The following is a 19,902-nucleotide window of genomic DNA, read 5'->3' as shown; positions in this document are numbered from 1 at the left end:
GTGACATCATGCCACAACCGATTATCTCTGCCCAAAAAGTTACACAAAATATTCAAATCAATCAGCAAAGTCTCAGCATCTTAAAAGATATTAATTTAGATATCTATCAAGGTGAACAAATTGCCATTACAGGACGTTCAGGCTCAGGAAAATCAACCTTATTAGGTATCCTCGCGACATTGGATCGACCGAGTTTGGGTGAGTTATGGGTCTGTGGAGAAGCAGTTCATACGCTTACTGAAGAACAACGTGCCCGTGTTCGTTTAGAAAATATTGGCTTTGTCTTTCAATCTTTTCAGTTGTTGCCGCAGTTAAGTGCATTGGAAAATGTGATGTTGCCGTTACGTTTGCAACCCGATTTTAATTTCAAGCAGGCAGAACAAAAAGCATTGGCATGGTTGGAAAGGGTAGGATTGATTCGACAAGCACAGCAAACACCGAAAGTGCTTTCAGGTGGAGAGCAGCAACGTGTTGCGATTGCACGGGCGTTAATTGCAGAGCCAAAAATCATTTTTGCGGATGAACCCACAGGGAATCTGGATGGGCAAACTGCGGAAGAGGTTGAACAACTGTTATTTGATTTAAATAAAGAACTCAGTACAACCTTAGTGCTAGTTACTCATGATCAAAACTTGGCTGCACTTTGCCAACGCCATGTGAAACTCGCCGATGGTCAAATTCAGGAAATCGTTAAGTTGCAGGAGGGGGTATGAGTTCAGTCCTGAAACCCTTACTGTTACAAAGTTTTCGTACTGGGGGCTTATATCTGCTGATTATTGCCTTGTCTTTGGCAATCAGTGCCACTACGGCGCTCAAGTTTAGTAATACTCAAGTCCAAAATGCGGTGGCGCTACAAGCGGCTGAAATGCTGGGTGGGGATTTAGTCCTATCAGACAAGGATCCCATTCACCTGAATTGGCTGCAACAGGCAGATGAACTGAAGTTAAAACATGCTCCAGTGACCGTATTTAGCTCAATGGCACATACCCAAGATCAATTTGTGATGGTGAATGTCAAAGCGGTAGATGCAAATTTTCCCTTACGTGGTCAGTTGGTGATTCAACCCAAAGCACAGGCGATACAACCAGGAGAAGTCTGGTTAAGTCAGCGGGCGATGGATTTATTACATGCAAAAATGGGGGAGCCATTGGCAATTGCCGATGCTCAGTTTAAAGTCACGGGCATTATTGAACGAGATTCTAATCAAGAGACTGGATTTTCAGGGTTCTCTCCGACGGTGATTATTCACCAAGCCGATATTGCTAAAACTAATGCCGTTCAAGTCGGAAGCCGAATTGAATATCGACTGCTGCTTGCGGGTGAGCCTGAGCCAATTAAGGCCTATAAAAAGATTTTCAAACAATCTCAAAAAAATGAACAAGACACTGAACAGCAGGCAGATCAACAATTTGAAGGCGAGCAAAGTTCACTGAAACTCAGAGATGCCAGTCAATCTAATACCCGCTTAATGAAGCCGATTGAAAATTTGGATACTTTCTTACAGCTGGCCAATCTATTGACCATTTTACTCTGTGGTATCGCGATTGCTTTAACCAGTCAGCGTTATGTACAGCAGAATCAAGATCATATTGCTTTGATGCGTTGTTTGGGGGCGAGTAAGCGACAAATTTTATTGGCCTATATTGCCTTGCTTGCAATCGTCAGTGCTTTGTCGATTGTGTTAGGAAGCTTGATTGGGATTGCTTTGGGTTATGGTTTATTGCAACTGATGTTGCAATTGATTCCACAACTGCAATTGAGCTTCGCAGTCGTCGATCTGCTTTATGCCTTACCCATTGCGATTTTTACCAGTGTGATGGTGCTGATCGGCTTTATTTTGCCAAGCATTTGGGAGTTATTAAACACACCACCGATTCGGGTGATTCGCCAACAGGAGCGTTCACGGAAGTCTTATGTGGCAATGTTTGCGATTGGTATTGTCAGCTTGATTCTGTTTAGTTTGGTGCTGAGTGATAATCTACAGTTGAGCTTGTTGGTACTCAGCGCAATCTTACTGCTTTGCTCGATGATGTATGGGGTGATTTGGCTGCTACTCAAAGCGATTAAACAACTGAAACATCCTCTAGCGGCTTATGTACGGATTCCACATCAAACCGCTTTGCAGATCACTGCACTGGCTTTAGGCCTGAGTTTGATTACGGTATTGAGTGTATTGAGAACGGATCTGCTGCAACGCTGGCAACAGCAATTGCCTGAGGGTACGCCGAACCAATTTGTCTATGGTTTACCACCATTTGATATGCCACAGTTCAAACAGCAAATTGAGCAAAATGGTTGGCAATCAACGCCACTGTATCCCAATATTCGCGGACGTTTACTGGCTAAAAATGGACATGCATTCGCGCCTGAATTGGTCAAGCAAAACAACTCATTACGTCGTGAGCTCAATCTGACTCAAGCCAGTCTTTATCCTAAAGACAATGTGATTACCCAAGGGGTTGCAAACTTTAGCAAAGTGGGACAAGTCTCTGTAGAGGAAAAAACAGCGCATGAGCTTGGCATTCAAATTGGTGATCAGCTCAGTTTTAGCCTGCCTGAAGGTACCTTAGAAGCTACAGTGGTGAACTTACGTAGCGTCGAATGGGAAAGTTTTAGTCCGAATTTTTTCTTCATCTTCTCACCCGAAACGATGGATGAAAACGCGGGCAGTTATTTAGGCAGCTTCTATCTGCCACCTGCCGATCAGCCGAAAATGGTGCAATTGATTCAGCAATTTTCCAATACGGTATTTATTGATGTCGGACGGATTCTGGATGAAATTAAACGTTTGGTGAATGTGCTGGTACAGATTGTCACGGTACTCGCCGCATTGGTTGGCTTCTCTGGTGTATTGGTACTGATTGCATGTTTAAATGTGCTGATGGATGAGCGTCGTAAAGAAGTCGCTTTATTACGTTCATTTGGTATTGCCAAGAATAAGCTCAAACGGATGCTCAGTCTTGAAATTGGTTTTATTGGATTGTTGTCAGGTGTGGTGGCATGTTTGTTTGCAGAGGTGATTAGTGCGATTGCCAGTCACAGGATGCAAATGGCTGTGCAATGGCATCCTGAAATTTGGTTGATCCTACCGTTGAGCATGATGATCATTTGTACTTTGATTGGTCGTTATCGTCTGAGCTATTTATGTGATATTCCACCATTACAAAGTCTAAGAGAAATGAATCAGTCTTAAAATGTTGACTGATTCTGGCGCAGGATTTCATGCCATAAAGGATTGAGTCCTGCGCTTAAGGCGGTGCAATACCAATAAAATGCAGCAAGTAATAGCAATCCAAGACTTAAAGCAATGATCTGGAATAAGCCTTTGTTTTGCATTTTTTGACTGAAATACCATGTCGCAGCTAATGAAGCTCCCATGATCATACCGCCGATATGAGCGGCATTATTAATGCCTGAAACGGTAAAACCAAAGACAAGGTTAATTCCCATAATCATCAGTAATGACTTTTTATCGAGCCAAAAACGCTGTTGTGGCAAAGGCGGAAATAATGAGACCACGGTCAACGCGGCACCAATGCCCATCACTGCGCCTGAGGCCCCAGCACTGATGTGAGGAAGCAGTTTAGGATCAAACTGCTGTAATAGTTCATAACCATCACGAATGCTTAAATAGCTTGACAGTACACTTCCCATTAAGCCCGCAAGAAAATACAGACCAATATAGTAGCTTCGTCCAAAGAGTTGTTCGGCAACACTACCAAAAATATAAAGTGCCCACATATTCAGCATTAAATGAATCATGCCAAAGTGGAAAAACATGCTGCTGAATAAACGTTCAGGTTCACCTGTGAAGGTGAGTGGGGTAAAATCTGCACCCCAAGCGATTGCATCTACTGGGGCAGGGTCGGTAATATTCACACCTGAAAGAATCTGCCAGCCAAATAATCCGACATTGACTGCAATCAGTAGCGCAGTAAACCACCATGTTTGTATTTGCAATTTTTGATTGATTTGTGGTGGAGTCGTTTCAGTCATGTGTTTACGCTAGTTATTGATATAAAAAATAGCTTAGCATGAATTTGTTGCACGATGGAGTGATGCACTTTAATGAAAGCCTTTTTAGCACGCGCAGTAATGTTGATTATCGGCGTCATTCTACTGATTCAGTTATGGATCTTTGCTAGTTTGGTCTGGTGGCGTACCCATCCGGTCGAAACGACGATGTTTATGCGTGCAGACTATTTGACTGACTTCAAACCGATTAAACAGGAATGGCGCGATTATGATGAAATTAGTGATAATTTCAAACGCGCAATTTTAGCGGGTGAAGATGCCAAGTTTATCCATCATCATGGTTTTGACTGGGCTGGAATTCAATTTGCATTAGAACGAAATAGTGAAAAAGGCGAGTTAGTTGCGGGTGGATCAACCGTTTCGCAACAGCTGGCTAAAAATTTATTTCTTTATAATCAGCGCTCATTCATCCGTAAGGGGCAAGAAGCCATTGCCACATGGATGATGGAGCGGATGTGGTCAAAACGCCGTATTTTAGAAGTGTATATGAACTCAGTCGAGTTTGGTCAGAACATCTATGGGGTTGAGGCAGCGGCTCAATTCTATTATGGCAAAAGTTCAAAAAGTTTAAGCCGAGAACAAGCGGCTTTCTTGGCGGCATTATTACCTAATCCAAAGTACTATCAAGACAACCGCAATGACCGTAAGCTGCAATATCGCAAACGTGTTATTTTAAAATATATGAATGCGATACAAATTCCGCAATAATCCAAAAAAAATTTAAAAAAGCCCAATATTTTTGGGCTTTTTTACCAAATTGACATAATTTTGCAGCATACTTAAATCATCACTTGATGAATGATAATGCGACAAGGTTCGGTATGAATACTGCAGTGACGACAACAGCGCCCATAGAATACAGTTACAACGATCGTTATATTAATCGTGAAATTTCGATTCTCGATTTTCACCTTCGTGTACTTGAACAGGCCGTCGACCCACTTCACCCCCTTTTAGAACGGATGAACTTCCTGCTGATTTTTTCACGCAATTTAGACGAATTTTTTGAAATTCGCGTTGCGGGAGTGATGGAGCAACTGACCTTAGGCAATGAAAGCCGCACGCCAGATGGATTAACACCTAAACAAGTTTTAGATCAAATTTCAAAAACCACGCATGCTGCAATTGAGCGTCAATACCGTATTCTAAACGAACAAATTTTGCCGAAACTGCGTGAAGAGGATATTTGCTTCTTACGTCGTGGTGAATTAACGCCAGCACAATCGGCTTGGATTAAAAAGTATTTTCAAGAGCAAGTTGCCCCTGTACTGACTCCAATTAGTCTTGATCCAGCACACCCATTCCCACGCTTAGTCAACAAAAGCTTAAACTTCATTGTGACCTTGGAAGGGAAGGATGCGTTTGGTCGTCAGATTGATCTTGCAGTTGTACCCGCACCACGTTCTTTGCCACGTGTGGTACGTTTACCAGATGAGCTCACCGATGGTAAAGAACATCATGTGATGTTGTCTGCAATCATTCACGAACATGTCTCGGACTTGTTCCCAGGCATGACGGCAACAGGTTGCTATCAATTCCGTGTCACGCGTAATGCCGATTTAGCCTTGAACGAAGATGTAGAAGATCTAGCCAAAGCGCTCAAAGGTGAATTAAGTTCACGCCGTTTTGGTCGAGCAGTTCGTTTGGAAGTGACACATAACTGTCCAAAGCATATTTATGAATATTTACTGGATGAGTTTGATCTAAACGAAGAGCAGCTCTATCGTGTTGATGGACCAGTGAATTTGGCACGTTTATTGTCGAACTTTAAACGTCCACATTTGCGTTATGACTCACATACACCAGTCATTCCAAAAGCATTTAAAAAGTCGGAAAGTATTTTTGCTGCCATGCAGAAGCAGGACATTTTATTGCATCATCCGTTTGAATCATTTGCGCCTGTGATTCAATTGTTGCGTGAAGCTGCGCGTGATCCGCAAGTGCTAGCAATTAAGCAAACCCTTTACCGTAGCGGTGCTGATTCAGAAATCGTACAAGTACTTGCTGAAGCAGCACGAAATGGGAAAGAAGTCACCGCAGTCATTGAATTACGTGCCCGTTTTGATGAAGAGTCCAATATTGAAGTGGCCAACGTCCTGCAAGAAGCGGGTGCAGTGGTGGTGTATGGTATCGTGGGTTATAAAACCCATGCCAAGATGATTTTAGTGGTGCGTCGTGAAAATAATAAACTGGTGCGCTATGTTCATTTGGGGACTGGGAATTACCATGCCACCAATGCTCGTATTTATACCGACTACGGTTTGATGACCACAGACAAAGACCTGTGTGAAGACGTACACCGTATTTTCCAAGAATTAACCGGTATGGGCAAAATGGCAAAGCCGAAAAAGCTACTGCACGCGCCATTCACTTTGCACGCTCAACTCATTAATTATATTGATGATGAAATTGCCAATGCCAAAGAAGGCAAACCAGCGCAAATTATTATTAAAGTAAATGCCTTAACCGAAGTTCAATTGATCAATAAATTGTATGAAGCTTCGCAGGCAGGTGTGCAGGTTGATCTGATTATTCGTTCCATTTGTTGTTTACGTCCGGGCTTGCCAAATCTGTCTGAAAACATTCGTGTCCGTTCGATTGTCGGTCGCTTTTTGGAACATACACGTGTTTATTATTTCAGTAATAATGGTAATCCACGTATTTATGGTTCGAGTGCGGACTGGATGGATCGTAACTTATTCAACCGTGTTGAAGCCTGTTTCCCGATTGAAGATCCTGCGTTGAAGAAGCGTATCTATCAACTCGGTTTATTGAATTATCTCAAAGATAATCAGCAAGCATGGTTGTTACAGGGTGATGGTGTTTGGGATCGTGCACGACCTGTAGAAGGTGAGGCGCCACATAATGCACAGCATACTTTGCTTGATGCAATTAAATAAATGTCTGAGTGTTCCAACAAGTCAACAGTACTTGTTGGAACATATTTAAATTAAATCGGAAGAGATGCTTTTATTGCGGTTTTCCCAACCTTGGAGTAAATAACGAGAGTCCCACCCAAACGTTCTAAACGCGTTTGCATACTTCTCAGGCCGACACTCATTCCCGCAGTTTGGACCGCTTCAACATTAAATCCAATTCCGTTGTCCTCAATCTCTAAAATTAATTTTGTATCATTTGAAAAAGACAAGATAAAGCGCACTGAATTTGCTTGGCTATGTTTTAAAATATTCGTCAATGCCTCTTCTGCGACTCGTAGTAAGGTCAGACAAACGAGCGGACTTGGTTGGATTTGCCAAGATTCGGGAAAAGACCATTTTGATGCAATATCAAGTTCATCGAATAGCTGGCTAAACCGATAACGCAATGGAGCTCCCCAGAGCAAAGGCGTATCTGGTACTTTTGCCCCAGTACTTGAGCCACTATCAATCACCTGACGCAAGTCATCTCGTAATAACTTTAACATGGATAAAAATTGTTGATTGCTCAGATTTACATGGCTTTGATCGACAGTCACCATGGAACGAACCAGAGAACCGCCTAAGCCATCATGTAAATCATGTGCAAGTTGTATGCGTTCTTGTAGCTTTGCATTTTCTAATTCAAGTTGATGCTGGGTGCTCAGTGAAACAGCCAATTCATCCCTTGCTTCAACAATATTCTGTGCCAATGTTTGATTAAATTTTTCAATTTTCTTCACATTTTTGGCAAGCCTTAAAGCAAGAATAATCGCAATAAATAAGGTCATTAAAGGCGCTGTATAAGCAACAGTAGCAGCTCTAGTTGAGGACTTGCTAAGAATCAGATACGCGTCATGCAGTACAATAAATAAGAAGAAAACAAAAACACTCGCCAATAAATAGGCTTCGATTTGTCTTACTTTATAAGCAATAAAAGGGAACGAAATACAGTTGGCGATATTAATAAAAACAGCGCAGATAAAGGTGAGTAGTAAAAACCATGTTAATGCTGTATCTGGGAGTAAAATAGCGGATAGAGCTACAACAATAAAGCCAATCAAAAAGGTTCTTTCGATATGGGGAAAACGTTGATGCGCAAAACGCCATGCATATAAACAACCACAAATTGCATGCATAAAAATCATGACGATATTGATGCGTGCAATTTGTAAGGTATTTAAGCCAAAAGGGGGATTGATGATGGCAATATTGCTCATAATAATCACCCAGCAGAAGGAGGTTAGAGCAAACCAACCAAAAGCTTTTTCCTGTCGACGAAAGAGCCAGACCAGAAAAGCAATCAGGCCCAAGATCAGTGAGAAGGAAAGATTAAAAAAGTTTAAAACGCGTTGTTCATATATGAAGGTTTCATATTGAGGAATTGCGATTTCTGGTGTTGCTAAGATAACGTGCCCTAAGCCTGGATCTTGGGTTGCAACTCCAACGACTCGAATCCATAAAGTATTTGAGCCTTGTTTTAATGTAGAGGGGAGTAAATCCCAGTAACGTGGCATATTCCAACTACGAGACAGTGGCTCAACTAGGGATTTATCTTGCCAAAGGCGTTCGTCGTTTAGATAAATCTCTCCTGCCATGTTAATACTATTAATCACTAAGGTAATCGGTTCGTATTGATGCTGTGGACAATGATAATCCCAAGCAATTTTATACCATGCACTACCGGTATAGTCTGGCCAACGTTGATGCCAATGATCAGGCAAAGTTATCGTTTGCCAGTCGGTTTGAGGATGTTGTGTCTGACTTTCTCGGTTTGCTTTTGCAACCTGTATCGAGGTGATTTGAGCTGTACAGCTTGAGTGGCTATTTGCAATAGATGGCAATGAATTCGCCAGCACTACTTGTGCTAAGCAAAGCGACCAGCACAGTACGAGGTACTTTATAAAAGACCTAATGAACGTGCTGTATTGATGGCTTTGGAGCGACTGCCCACTGAAAGCTTTCGATAAATATGTTTGATATGACATTCGATTGTATATTTTGATAAATGAAGAAAATCAGCGATTTCTCGATTACTCATTCCTTGAGAAACCAGTTTTAAAATTTCAAATTCTCGCGCTGAAAGTAAATGATTTTGTTCTACGACTACAATATCTTTTGTTGTCGGTTCAAATGAAATTTTTGACAGAATCTGTTGGGCTATAAACGGGTCTATTGGTGCACCACCTCTTAATATACTCCGAATTGATAAGGTAATTTCAAAATCATCTCGTTCTTTTAACAGATAGCCTGTTGCACCCATTTGGATTGCTTTTAAAATCGTTTCCTGAGTGCTCCAAGCCGAAATAACCAGAACGGGCGAGCTTTCATCGAGCTGTCTTAGGCTTTCGATAAAATCAATGCCATTGCCATCGGGTAATCCGAGATCAACCAGTGCAAATGAAATTGGGCTTTGTTTAAGTATCTCTTTCGCTTGATAGAGGCTTTGCGCAAAAATGAGAGCCTCTTGTGTATAACCAATGTCCAGTAAGATTCTTTTTAGCCGCTGTTGCATGATTGCATCATCTTCCAGAATAAATACGGGCACGGGTAAAGTGAGTTCATTCTGAGACACAAAAATCATCCTTAACCATTATTGTTTTCAGTTGTCATCATAGGGGGGATTTGATTTTTTGACTATCACTGAAATTAGGTATTGTAAGGTCTATGTCTACAATATTTTTTTCAGGCCTCTTTTTTTTCTATTACTTATTTTTAGATCATATATTTTATTTTAACTATTATTTGAATTTTATATGACTATTAAATATTTTTATTATTAAATAAATCTAATCAAGAGTTGTTTTTAAAATACCAGTTTTCAGTGATATTTGAATTTAGTCTAATGTGATCTTATATGGTTTCAATAAAACTTATTTGAATAAATGGAGAAAAACCATGTCAGTTAAACATCTAGATAAATTATATTTACGTTCGTTATTAACAGATTTTTGGAAAAAAGAATTAAATACCAATAAAGATCCAGCCAATGGTAAGTGGTATGAAAAGGGGGCACAAAATGATGGTGGATTATATGGGGATGTGAGTGATGCTGATGATGTTGAAATCATTTTTCATCAAGATCAGGCAAAACTTGAAAAAAATCAGGTTACGATTATCCATAGCGATTTTGACAATTCTAAAAGTAATATTGGCACTGAGTTTTCAACCGAGTTATCGGATACTTGTACTTTGGCAAAAACCCATACGACAACAAAGAGCCATACAATCAAGTTTGGTCTTGGGTATGAAGTAAAAGCAAAAGCTGGAATTGTTTTTGTGGATGTATCAGAGACGATAAAAGTTAATTTTGAATACCAATATGCGACTTCAAAAACAGAGTCTACAACGGAATCCAGCTCTCAAACCATCAAGCAAACAATTAAATGCATTGTACCTGCAGGAAAGATCTACAGAGCTTCTTTGGTTTGTACTAAACAGCGATTATTAATACCATTCACTGCTTTAATTGCTTTTAAGGGTAAAACTGGGACTTGGTTCGAAAGTCGGGTGGATAATCATTATCATTGGATCTCTTCTATTGGACATGCCTTTCAACAAATTAATGCAAAAAAATTAGCTGGAAATGATAGTGAAAGGTTTACCGTACGTGGTATCGAAGATAAAGGAATGATGGATAATTCTCAGCAATTCGATTTTAAAATTATTATTTCGGATATTACTGATCTCGTTAATTTGGGGAATGTAGAGAAATTAATAGAAAAAGAGGAAAACTTTGTAGAGCTTGTTGAGTTAGCATAATTTGATAGTTTTTAAAATGCCCATATATGGGCATTTTTTTGAATTTTTAGAATTATAAAAATATTATTAAGATGATTTAAATTAATAAATTAATTATTTTAAAATTGTGACGATTTATCGAAATACCAGTTTTCAGTGATATACAGGTTTTAGTGTAATGTTTTGTAATTGTACCGATTGATTAAAAAATATAGGTACGGATATGAATCACATTTTTAAAAAAATTTGGAATAAATCACTGGGGCGCATGGTTGTTGTATCTGAAAATGCCAGAAGTGCTGGTAAGACAGATAATACCATTGGGGCGGTAAGCATTTTGGAGGCTGTCACCACTCGTTCTATTACATCTCGGGGATTTGGTCTGCAAACGCTAGTTTTAAGCATTGCTATGGTGACAGGCACTCATGTTTGGGCTGGAAATATTGTTCAAGGCATAACCTGTCCTGGTTTCCAGAGTAACAAAACAATAGAAATGAGCGGAGTTGGCGATATTACATATATAACTCAAACTGCTTCTGCCAGTAGTGACAGTTTTTTTGGTCCTGGTGTTGATGGTGCTGTATCGATTGGAGCAGACTGTAATAATCAAACTCTGGCTCTGGATCATGCAGTGGCAATTGGTGGTGCTGCTGCCTCATCAAATGGAGTAGCAATCGGCTCTGGCGCTTTAGCGAGAAGGATTAATAACGTTGCTCTGGGTAATCAGGCTCAAGCGCTAGGTAAAAATAGTATTGCGCTAGGGGCAAATTTTATTGCAGATCGAGAGAATAGTTTTTCAGTCGGGAATACCGTATTACAGCGACAAATTACGAATGTTGCAGCAGGTACGCAAGGAACGGATGCCGTTAATCTAGGGCAGGTGCAAAGCCTGTTTTCGGCTATTGCAGTATCGGATAACTATGCCCATAACAGCAGTGATACAGCATTAGGATCGACATCTGGTATTGCACATGTGACTGAGAATAATGGTACGACGCTAACCAAAGTTGCAGGGATTTCGGTCACTTCGGCCAGTATCAGTCTTGATGATATCGATTCATTTACCATAAACGGCATTACCACGACTAAAGCTGCTGCCCCTGATAAGGTAGCTGCTTTTATTAAAGCAGCGAAAAACGGCGGTAATATTGCTGTCGGTACAAATAGTAGTGCAGTTGGTGTTGCCAATATCGTCACGAGTGCTTCGAGTACAGCGATAGGTTATTCAAACGAAGCAAGAGGGAATGCGAGTGTCGCAATTGGTTATAACAATACCGCATTGATGCATGGCGGTAGTGCAATAGGTCATGATAACGTTGCGGTCAATGATTATGGAACTTCGATTGGGGTCAATAATTATAGTCAGAATAAATCAAGTGTTGCCGTTGGTTCTAATATTTCCTCCTTAAGATCTACATCTATAACAACAAATGGATTGGGTATTATTATAGGAATCAATGGAATTCCTGTGACGGCGACAGGGAATACAACAGCAACGATTACGCATGTGAATGGTACTGTTGTTAATGATACGCAACGACAAGCCTTTTTAGAGCGATTGCAATGGGGAGGAAATTTAGCATTAGCAGAGAATAGCAGTGTCCTTGGTGTTGGTGGTATTACTTTAGGTACTAACTCGACCGCTGTTGGTTATGGTAATACGGCGAGGGGAGCAAACAGTAGTGCGCTTGGTTATTTGAATACCAGTGTGGGGCAATCCTCAACAGCAATTGGAAGCGCAACGAGTCCAGCAGGCCGAACCCCTCCAGGTGTTGTTGTAACAGCAGGAACTGTGGATGCTATTGATGGCATAACTGTGGTCAGTACAGCAACAAGTTGGGCTGATTTACGAGATAACCCAACAAAACTGACTTCTGTGAATGGGATGGTATTGAGTGAAGAACAGAAATCAGCTTATGTAAATGCGCTGCGTTATGGTAGTAATGCTGCAATTGGTGCGGTAAGTAATGCAATCGGTAATGAAAATATTACTTTGGATGTGAACAGTAATGCTATAGGTTCAAATAATAAGGCGATTGGTTCTACCAGTAATGCATTAGGTCGGACCAATATTGCCTCTGGTGGTTATAGTAGTGCCGTTGGGCATGCCAATACTTCCTCTGGCGTGGATAGTAATGCTTTCGGTTCTTATAATGTTGCATCAGCATCAAGCAGTAATGCATTGGGGCGTCAAAATACTGCAACGGGTTTTGGCAGTAATGCGCTTGGATATCAAAATACTGCAAATGGTGTGCGTAGTGTTGCTGTTGGTAGCAATAACTTAAGCCAACAAACAGGATCAACTGCAATTGGTGCCGCAACAGGTTTCACCTATGCGTTCTATAGCAATGATGGAACTAAGCTTACAGCGATTAATGGTATTCCAGTCACTGCATCGGATTTTTCAACCGCATCAATTACGCATATCAATGGCTTAGCGGTGAGTCAGCAAGAAGTACAAAACTTCCTTAATTCGATTGATCAGGGCGGATCTATTGCCTTTGGTACAAACAGTACTGCTGTTGGTAATCAGAATATTGCGGCAGGAACACACAGTACCGCTGTAGGTGTCAGAAACATTGCTGGAGATATTGCTACAGCGGTGGGGCATAACAACACAGCAACAGGAATTGCCAGTACGGCAATCGGCCAGGCAAATAAGGCATCAGGCGTAAACAGTACCAGTATTGGATATGACAATGAGTCAACGGGTATTTTTTCAAATGCCTTAGGCTTTGATAATCAGGCTGCACATCAAAATAGCACTGCAGTGGGTACAAGTAATAAGGCACTGGGTATCAATAGTAATGCGGTCGGATATTTTAATATCGCGCAAGGTGTAGACAGTTCAGCTATTGGTTTGCAAAACTCGGCAATGGGGGTACGAAGTAGCGCTCTGGGCTATAAAAATGAAGCATCTGGTTTGGATAGCAGTGCTTTAGGTCATGAAAATAAAGCACAAGCAATGGAGAGTGCTGCCTTAGGTACGGATAACCTAGCAAGCGGAATAGGGAGTAATGCGGTCGGGAATGCAAACCAAGCTTTAGGATTTAAGAGCAGCGCCATAGGTTCTAATAACTTGGTAAAAGGTCAATCAAGTAGTGCTGTTGGTAGTTACAACAGCGTGACTGGCAAAAGTAGTAGCGCAACAGGTGTTGGCGGAGCAGCTTTAGGTAATGGTAGCTCGGTGATGGGGGGTGCCTTGGAAGATCAATCAAGTTTTGATCCGACTCAAGCTTTAACTGTTTTGAGTGGTCGAGTGATTGAGATGGATTCATCCACGATGACAGGTAAAATTGATGGTTTAGATTTTGCCTTTGACCCTAGTAATCCTACACATCCAGTGACTTTAGGTGGTAGAGCATTCACGATAGAGGAAATGAATGCCTTGATGCAGGCGGTTGAAAAAGGTGGTGCAATCGCAGTTGGTGAACAAGCATTGGCAGCGGGATCTCGATCTACTGCATTTGGAGATAAAGCGGCAGCAATTGGTGCTGAAAGTAAAGCTTATGCAGATAATAGTGTTGCTCTAGGCGCTGGCTCAATTGCTGATGAAGCCAATACCATCTCTGTTGGTAAAGCTGGGGCAGAAAAACGGATCACCAATGTAGCAGATGCGCAAAATGATTATGATGCGGTCAATAAGAAACTTCTTACAGCCACTGTTGCAGATGCTGTTTTTTATGATGCGGGCAGCAACAAAGAAAAAATTACGCTTGCTGGCGCAACAGGCACCCAAATTACGAACCTAAAGGATGCGACTTTAGATAGTAATTCAGCTGATGCAGTGACTGGAAAACAGCTACATGCGACAAATAATAATGTGACAAACCTAGACGATCGTGTCACAACCGAAGTCGGAACTTTAAATACCCGTATTGATGGCGTGGATACCACAATTGCAGGGATTGATGGACGAGTAACAGTCAATACCAATGATATTGCGACACTTGATGGTCGTGTTACAACCGAAGTCAGTACATTAAATACTCGAATTGATGGTGTAGATACCACAATTTCAGGTGTTGATAGTCGATTGACCACAGAGGTCGGCACCTTAAATACCCGAATTGGTAATGAAGTGGGAACACTGAATACCCGAATTGATGGCGTTGATACCACGATTGCAGGGATTGATGGACGTGTTAGCACCAATACCAATGATATTGCGGCACTTGATGGTCGTGTCACAACGGAAGTCGGTACATTAAATACCCGAATTGGCAATGAAGTTGGAGCACTGAATACCCGTATTGATGGGGTAGATACTACAATTGCAGGGATTGATGGACGCGTTAGTACCAATAGCAATGATATCGCGACACTCGATGGTCGTGTCACAACTGAAGTGGGAACATTAAATACGCGTATTGGCAATGAAGTAGCAGGCTTAAATACCCGTATTGATGGAGTAGATACTACAATTGCAGGGATTGATGGACGAGTTAGCACCAATAGCAATGATATTGCGACACTTGATGGTCGCGTCACAACGGAAGTCGGTACCTTAAATACCCGAGTGACCAATGAAGTGGGGACACTGAATACCCGTATTGATGGGGTAGATACTACAATTGCAGGGATTGATGGACGAGTTAGTACCAATAGCAATGATATCGCGACACTCGATGGTCGTGTCACAACAGAAGTCGGTACATTAAATACGCGTATTGGCAATGAAGTTGGAACACTGAATACCCGTATTGATGGAGTAGATACTACAATTGCAGGGATTGATGGACGAGTTAGCACCAATACTAATGATATTGCGACACTTGATGGTCGTGTCACAACAGAAGTCGGTACATTAAATACCCGAGTGACCAATGAAGTGGGAACTTTAAATACCCGTATTGATGGAGTAGATACCACAATTGCAGGGATTGACGGACGTGTTAGCACCAATACTAATGATATTGCAATACTTGATAGTCGTGTCACAACCGAAGTCGGTACCTTAAATACCCGAGTGACCAATGAAGTTGGGACACTCAATACGCGGATTGATGGTGTTGATACAACGATAGCTGGTATTGATGGGCGAGTAACAGTCAATACCAATGATATCGTTGCCTTACAAAGTGGTTTAGGTCATGTTTCTGCAAGTGCAGTGATTTATGACAGTGCGGCTAAAGATGCGATTACTTTGCAAGGCACATCTGGGACGAAAATTACCAATCTGAAAGATGCAACTTTAGATGCAAACTCTAAAGATGCTGTGACGGGTAAACAGTTGCATGCAACTAATAATAGCATTACAGCATTGGATGGAAGAGTTACAACGGAAGTCGGGAATCTAAATACAGCATTAACCGCAGGTTTGTCCAATACATTAACCGATGCTAAATCTTATGCTGATCAGCAAGCGACGACGAGCTTAACCACATCGAAAGGCTATACAGACCAACAAGCTGTGATTCTAGATGGAAAGATTACAACCAGTGCGAATACCATCAACACACGTATTGATGGAGTAGATACCCGCATTGGTACGGAAGTTACGACTTTAGATGGTAAAATCACAGCCAATACTACAGCTATCAGCACTTTAGATGGGCGTGTGACAACAGAAGTCGGGAATCTAAATACAGCATTCACCACAGGTTTATCTAATACATTAACCGATGCTAAATCTTATGCTGATCAACAAGCGACGATGAGCTTAACCACGTCGAAAGGTTATATAGACCAACAAGCCGTGATTCTGGATGGAAAGATTACAACCAGTGCGAATACCATCAACACACGTATTGATGGAGTAGATACTCGCATTGGTACGGAAGTTGCGACTTTAGATGGTAAAATCACAGCCAATACAACAGCCATTGGTCAAAATGCCTCAGCCATTAGTGCTCTAGATGGTCGAGTCACAATCAATACCAATGATATCGCAGCATTACAAAATGGTTTAGGCAATGTTTCTGCAAGTGCAGTGATTTATGACAGTACCGCTAAAGATACGGTTACTTTGCAAGGCACATCTGGGACGAAAATTACCAATCTGAAAGATGCAACTTTATCAGCTACATCAACGGATGCTGTTACAGGTAAGCAATTACATACAGTAGATGGTCGTATAACAAATGAAGTTGATACATTAAACACTCGGATTGGTTATGAGGTTTCGGGTTTAGATGGCAAAATAATTACCAATACCAATACGATAAATACCCGTATTGATGGTGTGGATACTCGAATTGGTACAGAAGTCGCGGCTCTAGATAGTAAGATTGGTCAAAATACGACGGCGATTGGAAAAAATGCTACAGCAGTCAGTACATTGGATAGTCGAGTTACAACTGAAGTTGGTACTCTAAATACGCGTATTGATGGTGTAGATACGACAGTTGCTAGTATTGATGGTCGAGTCACAACCAATACCAATGATATCGCAGCCTTACAAAATGGCTTAGGTAATGTTTCTGCAAGCGCAGTGATTTATGACAGTGCCGCTAAAGATACAGTTACTTTGCAAGGCACATCTGGGACGAAAATTACCAATCTGAAAGATGCAACTTTATCAGCTACATCAACGGATGCTGTGACAGGTAGACAACTACATACAGTAGATGGTCGTATAACAAATGAGGTTAGCACTTTAAATACGCGAATTGGCAATGAAGTGACAAGTTTAAATACGCGTGTTGACACAACCAATACTGCATTTATCCAGACATTGGGAGGCAGTGCATTATGGAGTAATGGTGTATTCACAGCGCCAACTTTTAGCATTCAAGGGCAAGTGAAAAATACCGTGAGTGATGCCTTTGTCGCCGTTGATCAACAGTTAGGTACAATTAAAACCTCGGTATCAGATTTAAAAACACATACAGAGCAACAAGCTGTATCTAACTTAAATGATGCAAAAAATTATACAGACCAACAAACTACCACAGCATTGAATAATGCAAAAAATTATACCGATCAGCAGACCACTACAACCTTAAATGATGCAAAAATCTATGCTGATCAAAAAGTGGCTGATGGTAAAGCTTATACAGATCAGCAAACAGTATCGGCTCTAAATAGTGCCAAAACCTATGCTGACCAAAAAGCAGCTGATGGTAAAGCCTATACAGATCAGCAAACTACATCTGTACTGAATGATGCAAAAAGCTATACAGATCAAAAAGCAGCTGCATCTTTGCATGGAGCGAAAGACTATACCGACCAGCAAACAACAGCCGCGGTTCAGACAGCAAATGGATATACCGATAGTAAAATTGCAGATGTACAAACTCAATTAACAGCCAGTAATCAGTATATTCAAGTGAATGGCATGAAGGATGCTCAAGCTGCTTCGGCGACAGGCGACAACTCGGTTGCAATAGGAGCCAATACTGTCGTAACAGGTAATCGTTCAACTGCTGTAGGTGTTGGCAATCAAGTTTCAGGCAATGGTTCTGGGGCTTTTGGTGACCCTAATACTGTATCTGGGAATGCGAGTTATGCTATTGGTAATGACAATACCATTAAAGGCGATAAAACCTTTGTGTTAGGTAATAATGTGAATACTGAGGCAAAAAATGCCGTTGTATTAGGTAATGATTCGGAGTCAAATCGTGACAATACGGTTTCAGTGGGAGCTAAAGGTAAAGAACGTCAGGTAATTCATGTTGCAAATGCAACAGAAGACACAGATGCTGTAAATTACCAACAATTAAAAGCATCAGAAAAATCAGCCAATAGCTATACCAATGAACGGGTCAATGCCCTAAATAGTGCATTCCAAGATTATAGAGTCGAGACGGAACAACGTTTCCAAAAAGTGGATGAACGTTTCAATCGTCAGGGCGCCATGACTGCTGCAATGATGAATATGGCAAGCAGTGCTTCCAGTGTGAAGGGGCTAAATCGAGTGGGTGTCGGGGCAGGTTTTCAAGGGCAGGAACAGGCCGTTTCGATTGGTTATCAACGCATAATTAACGAAAACACTTCACTTACCATCGGTGGTGCATTTACCAAAGAGGAGAGTTCGGGTGGCGTCGGTGTTGGCTTCGGTTGGTAAAATAGTTTAAGCAACTTTAAAGAAAACCCATTCATTTTGAGTGGGTTTTCTTTATTTACAGGTTTAGTTGGTTTTCATCTCTAAAACCAGTTGATTGATCAGATCAGCTGCTTCCAATTCTCTGATTTGTGTAACATTGCTGCCCGCCCAAAAGGCACCATAACTAAAATCAAGCTGTCCGCCAGCAACACTCATTAACTGTTTAGCTAAATCATAGGTATATGGATAAGCAGGGACTTTAGGGCGATTGGGTGAATCAATCTGTGTATGCCAAGTCCCGAGCAAGCCCCGTGCAGGTCGGCCAGACAGACTGGCACTGATTTGAGTAATGTTCTGGTTAAATAGAGCTTTACGGTAGGCTGCATTTGCACTTGAACTTTTACATTGTACAAATGCTGTACCTAATTGCACCGCAGCAGCTCCTAGTTTCAGCATGGTTCTAGCCTGTTCGCCATTCATAATCCCACCTGCGGCAATCACAGGGATCGTACAATGTTGAGTGATCAAGGATACTAAATCAGATGTCTTGATGGCTGCATCAAACTGTTGATTGAAAATACCACGATGACCTCCTGCCTCAATTCCTTGTGCGATAATGATATCGATGCCAGCAGCCTCAATCGCTTGGGCTTCAAGCAAATTGGTTGCAGAGACCATCGTGATAATCCCGGCATCTTTTAGTGCTTGAATTTGATGGGGGTGTGGAATCCCAAAATGAAAACTCACCGCTTTGGGGCTAGTTTCAAGTACCACATGTAGATAGTCATCATTGTCTAAAAAGCTGGGATAAATACAATTCAGGTGTGTGGGTGGTTCTGCTTTAAACTTCTCAAATTGAGGACGAAGATAATCAATCCAATGTTGTGCAGTTTCAGGATTCAAAGGTTCTGATTGATGACAAAAGAAATTCACCTGAAAGGGCTGATCTGTTAACGCTTGAGTTTTTAAAATCTGGGCTTTAGCTGCTTCTGGCGTATTTGCACCAAGACCTAAGGAACCTAATGCACCTTGATTAGAAACTTCTGCGGCAAGTTCTGGAGTCGAAACACCTGCCATCGGTGCTAGTAAAATCGGATGTTTTATTTCTAATAATTGTAAAATTGACATGATGCTTTACTCATTCCATTTTTAACCACCTTAACGTAAAAACAAAAAGGCTTGCAAATAATAATCGCTATTTACTTGTTGAATATAGAGGTTATT

General features: G+C 41.3%; 10 protein-coding genes. 6 read left to right on the top strand and 4 right to left on the bottom strand.

Annotated features, from left to right (window positions below):
* Positions 1-8: 8 nt before the first annotated feature.
* Together B2727_RS00600 and B2727_RS00595 are read left to right on the top strand one after the other, a co-directional pair.
* A complete protein-coding gene (locus B2727_RS00600) occupies positions 9-713 on the top strand; it encodes an ABC transporter ATP-binding protein (RefSeq protein ID WP_033133374.1) in 705 nt (234 codons plus the stop codon).
* Complete coding sequence (locus B2727_RS00595; RefSeq protein ID WP_033133375.1) at positions 710-3,193, top strand: ABC transporter permease; 2,484 nt, start codon at positions 710-712, stop codon at positions 3,191-3,193. Before B2727_RS00600 ends, B2727_RS00595 begins: the two co-directional genes overlap by 4 nt.
* Here B2727_RS00595 and B2727_RS00590 read toward each other — a convergent pair.
* Complete coding sequence (locus tag B2727_RS00590; RefSeq protein WP_033133376.1) at positions 3,190-3,996, bottom strand: rhomboid family intramembrane serine protease; 807 nt, start codon at positions 3,994-3,996, stop codon at positions 3,190-3,192. The two genes, B2727_RS00595 and B2727_RS00590, sit on opposite strands and share 4 nt — an antisense overlap.
* A 72-nt stretch (positions 3,997-4,068) precedes the next feature.
* Between B2727_RS00590 and mtgA the strand changes: the two genes are divergently transcribed.
* Together mtgA and ppk1 are read left to right on the top strand one after the other, a co-directional pair.
* Positions 4,069-4,743 (top strand): monofunctional biosynthetic peptidoglycan transglycosylase, encoded by a 675-nt coding sequence (mtgA, locus tag B2727_RS00585; protein WP_033133377.1) that lies wholly within the window; start codon positions 4,069-4,071, stop codon positions 4,741-4,743.
* 113 nt (positions 4,744-4,856) lie between these two features.
* Entirely contained in the window at positions 4,857-6,935 is a 2,079-nt protein-coding gene (gene ppk1, locus B2727_RS00580; protein WP_005184183.1) for a polyphosphate kinase 1, read from the top strand.
* A 50-nt stretch (positions 6,936-6,985) separates the two neighbouring features.
* Here the strand turns inward: ppk1 and B2727_RS00575 are convergent, their stop codons facing one another.
* Together B2727_RS00575 and B2727_RS00570 are read right to left on the bottom strand one after the other, a co-directional pair.
* Entirely contained in the window at positions 6,986-8,809 is a 1,824-nt protein-coding gene (locus tag B2727_RS00575) for a sensor histidine kinase (protein WP_081406943.1), read from the bottom strand.
* A gap of 41 nt (positions 8,810-8,850) precedes the next feature.
* Positions 8,851-9,534: a response regulator gene (locus tag B2727_RS00570; protein WP_033133378.1), complete on the bottom strand. Its 684-nt coding sequence runs from the start codon at positions 9,532-9,534 to the stop codon at positions 8,851-8,853.
* Positions 9,535-9,848: 314 nt separating this feature from the next.
* Here B2727_RS00570 and B2727_RS00565 point away from each other — a divergent pair, with 314 nt between their 5' ends.
* Entirely contained in the window at positions 9,849-10,712 is an 864-nt protein-coding gene (locus B2727_RS00565) for an ETX/MTX2 family pore-forming toxin (protein ID WP_033133379.1), read from the top strand.
* A 202-nt stretch (positions 10,713-10,914) separates the two neighbouring features.
* Positions 10,915-18,699, top strand: a complete 7,785-nt coding sequence (locus B2727_RS00560) for an ESPR-type extended signal peptide-containing protein (RefSeq protein WP_033133380.1) — start codon at positions 10,915-10,917, stop codon at positions 18,697-18,699.
* 63 nt (positions 18,700-18,762) lie between these two features.
* Here B2727_RS00560 and B2727_RS00555 read toward each other — a convergent pair whose 3' ends face one another.
* Positions 18,763-19,806, bottom strand: coding sequence for an NAD(P)H-dependent flavin oxidoreductase (locus B2727_RS00555; RefSeq protein ID WP_033133381.1), 1,044 nt, complete (start codon positions 19,804-19,806; stop codon positions 18,763-18,765).
* Positions 19,807-19,902 lie beyond the last annotated feature (96 nt).

Origin of the sequence: Acinetobacter sp. UBA991, from assembly GCF_002292065.1 — a bacterium.
GTDB lineage: Bacteria > Pseudomonadota > Gammaproteobacteria > Pseudomonadales > Moraxellaceae > Acinetobacter > Acinetobacter higginsii.
The sequence above is the reverse complement of the archived record's forward strand: the minus strand, read 5'-3'. Positions and strand labels throughout refer to the sequence as shown.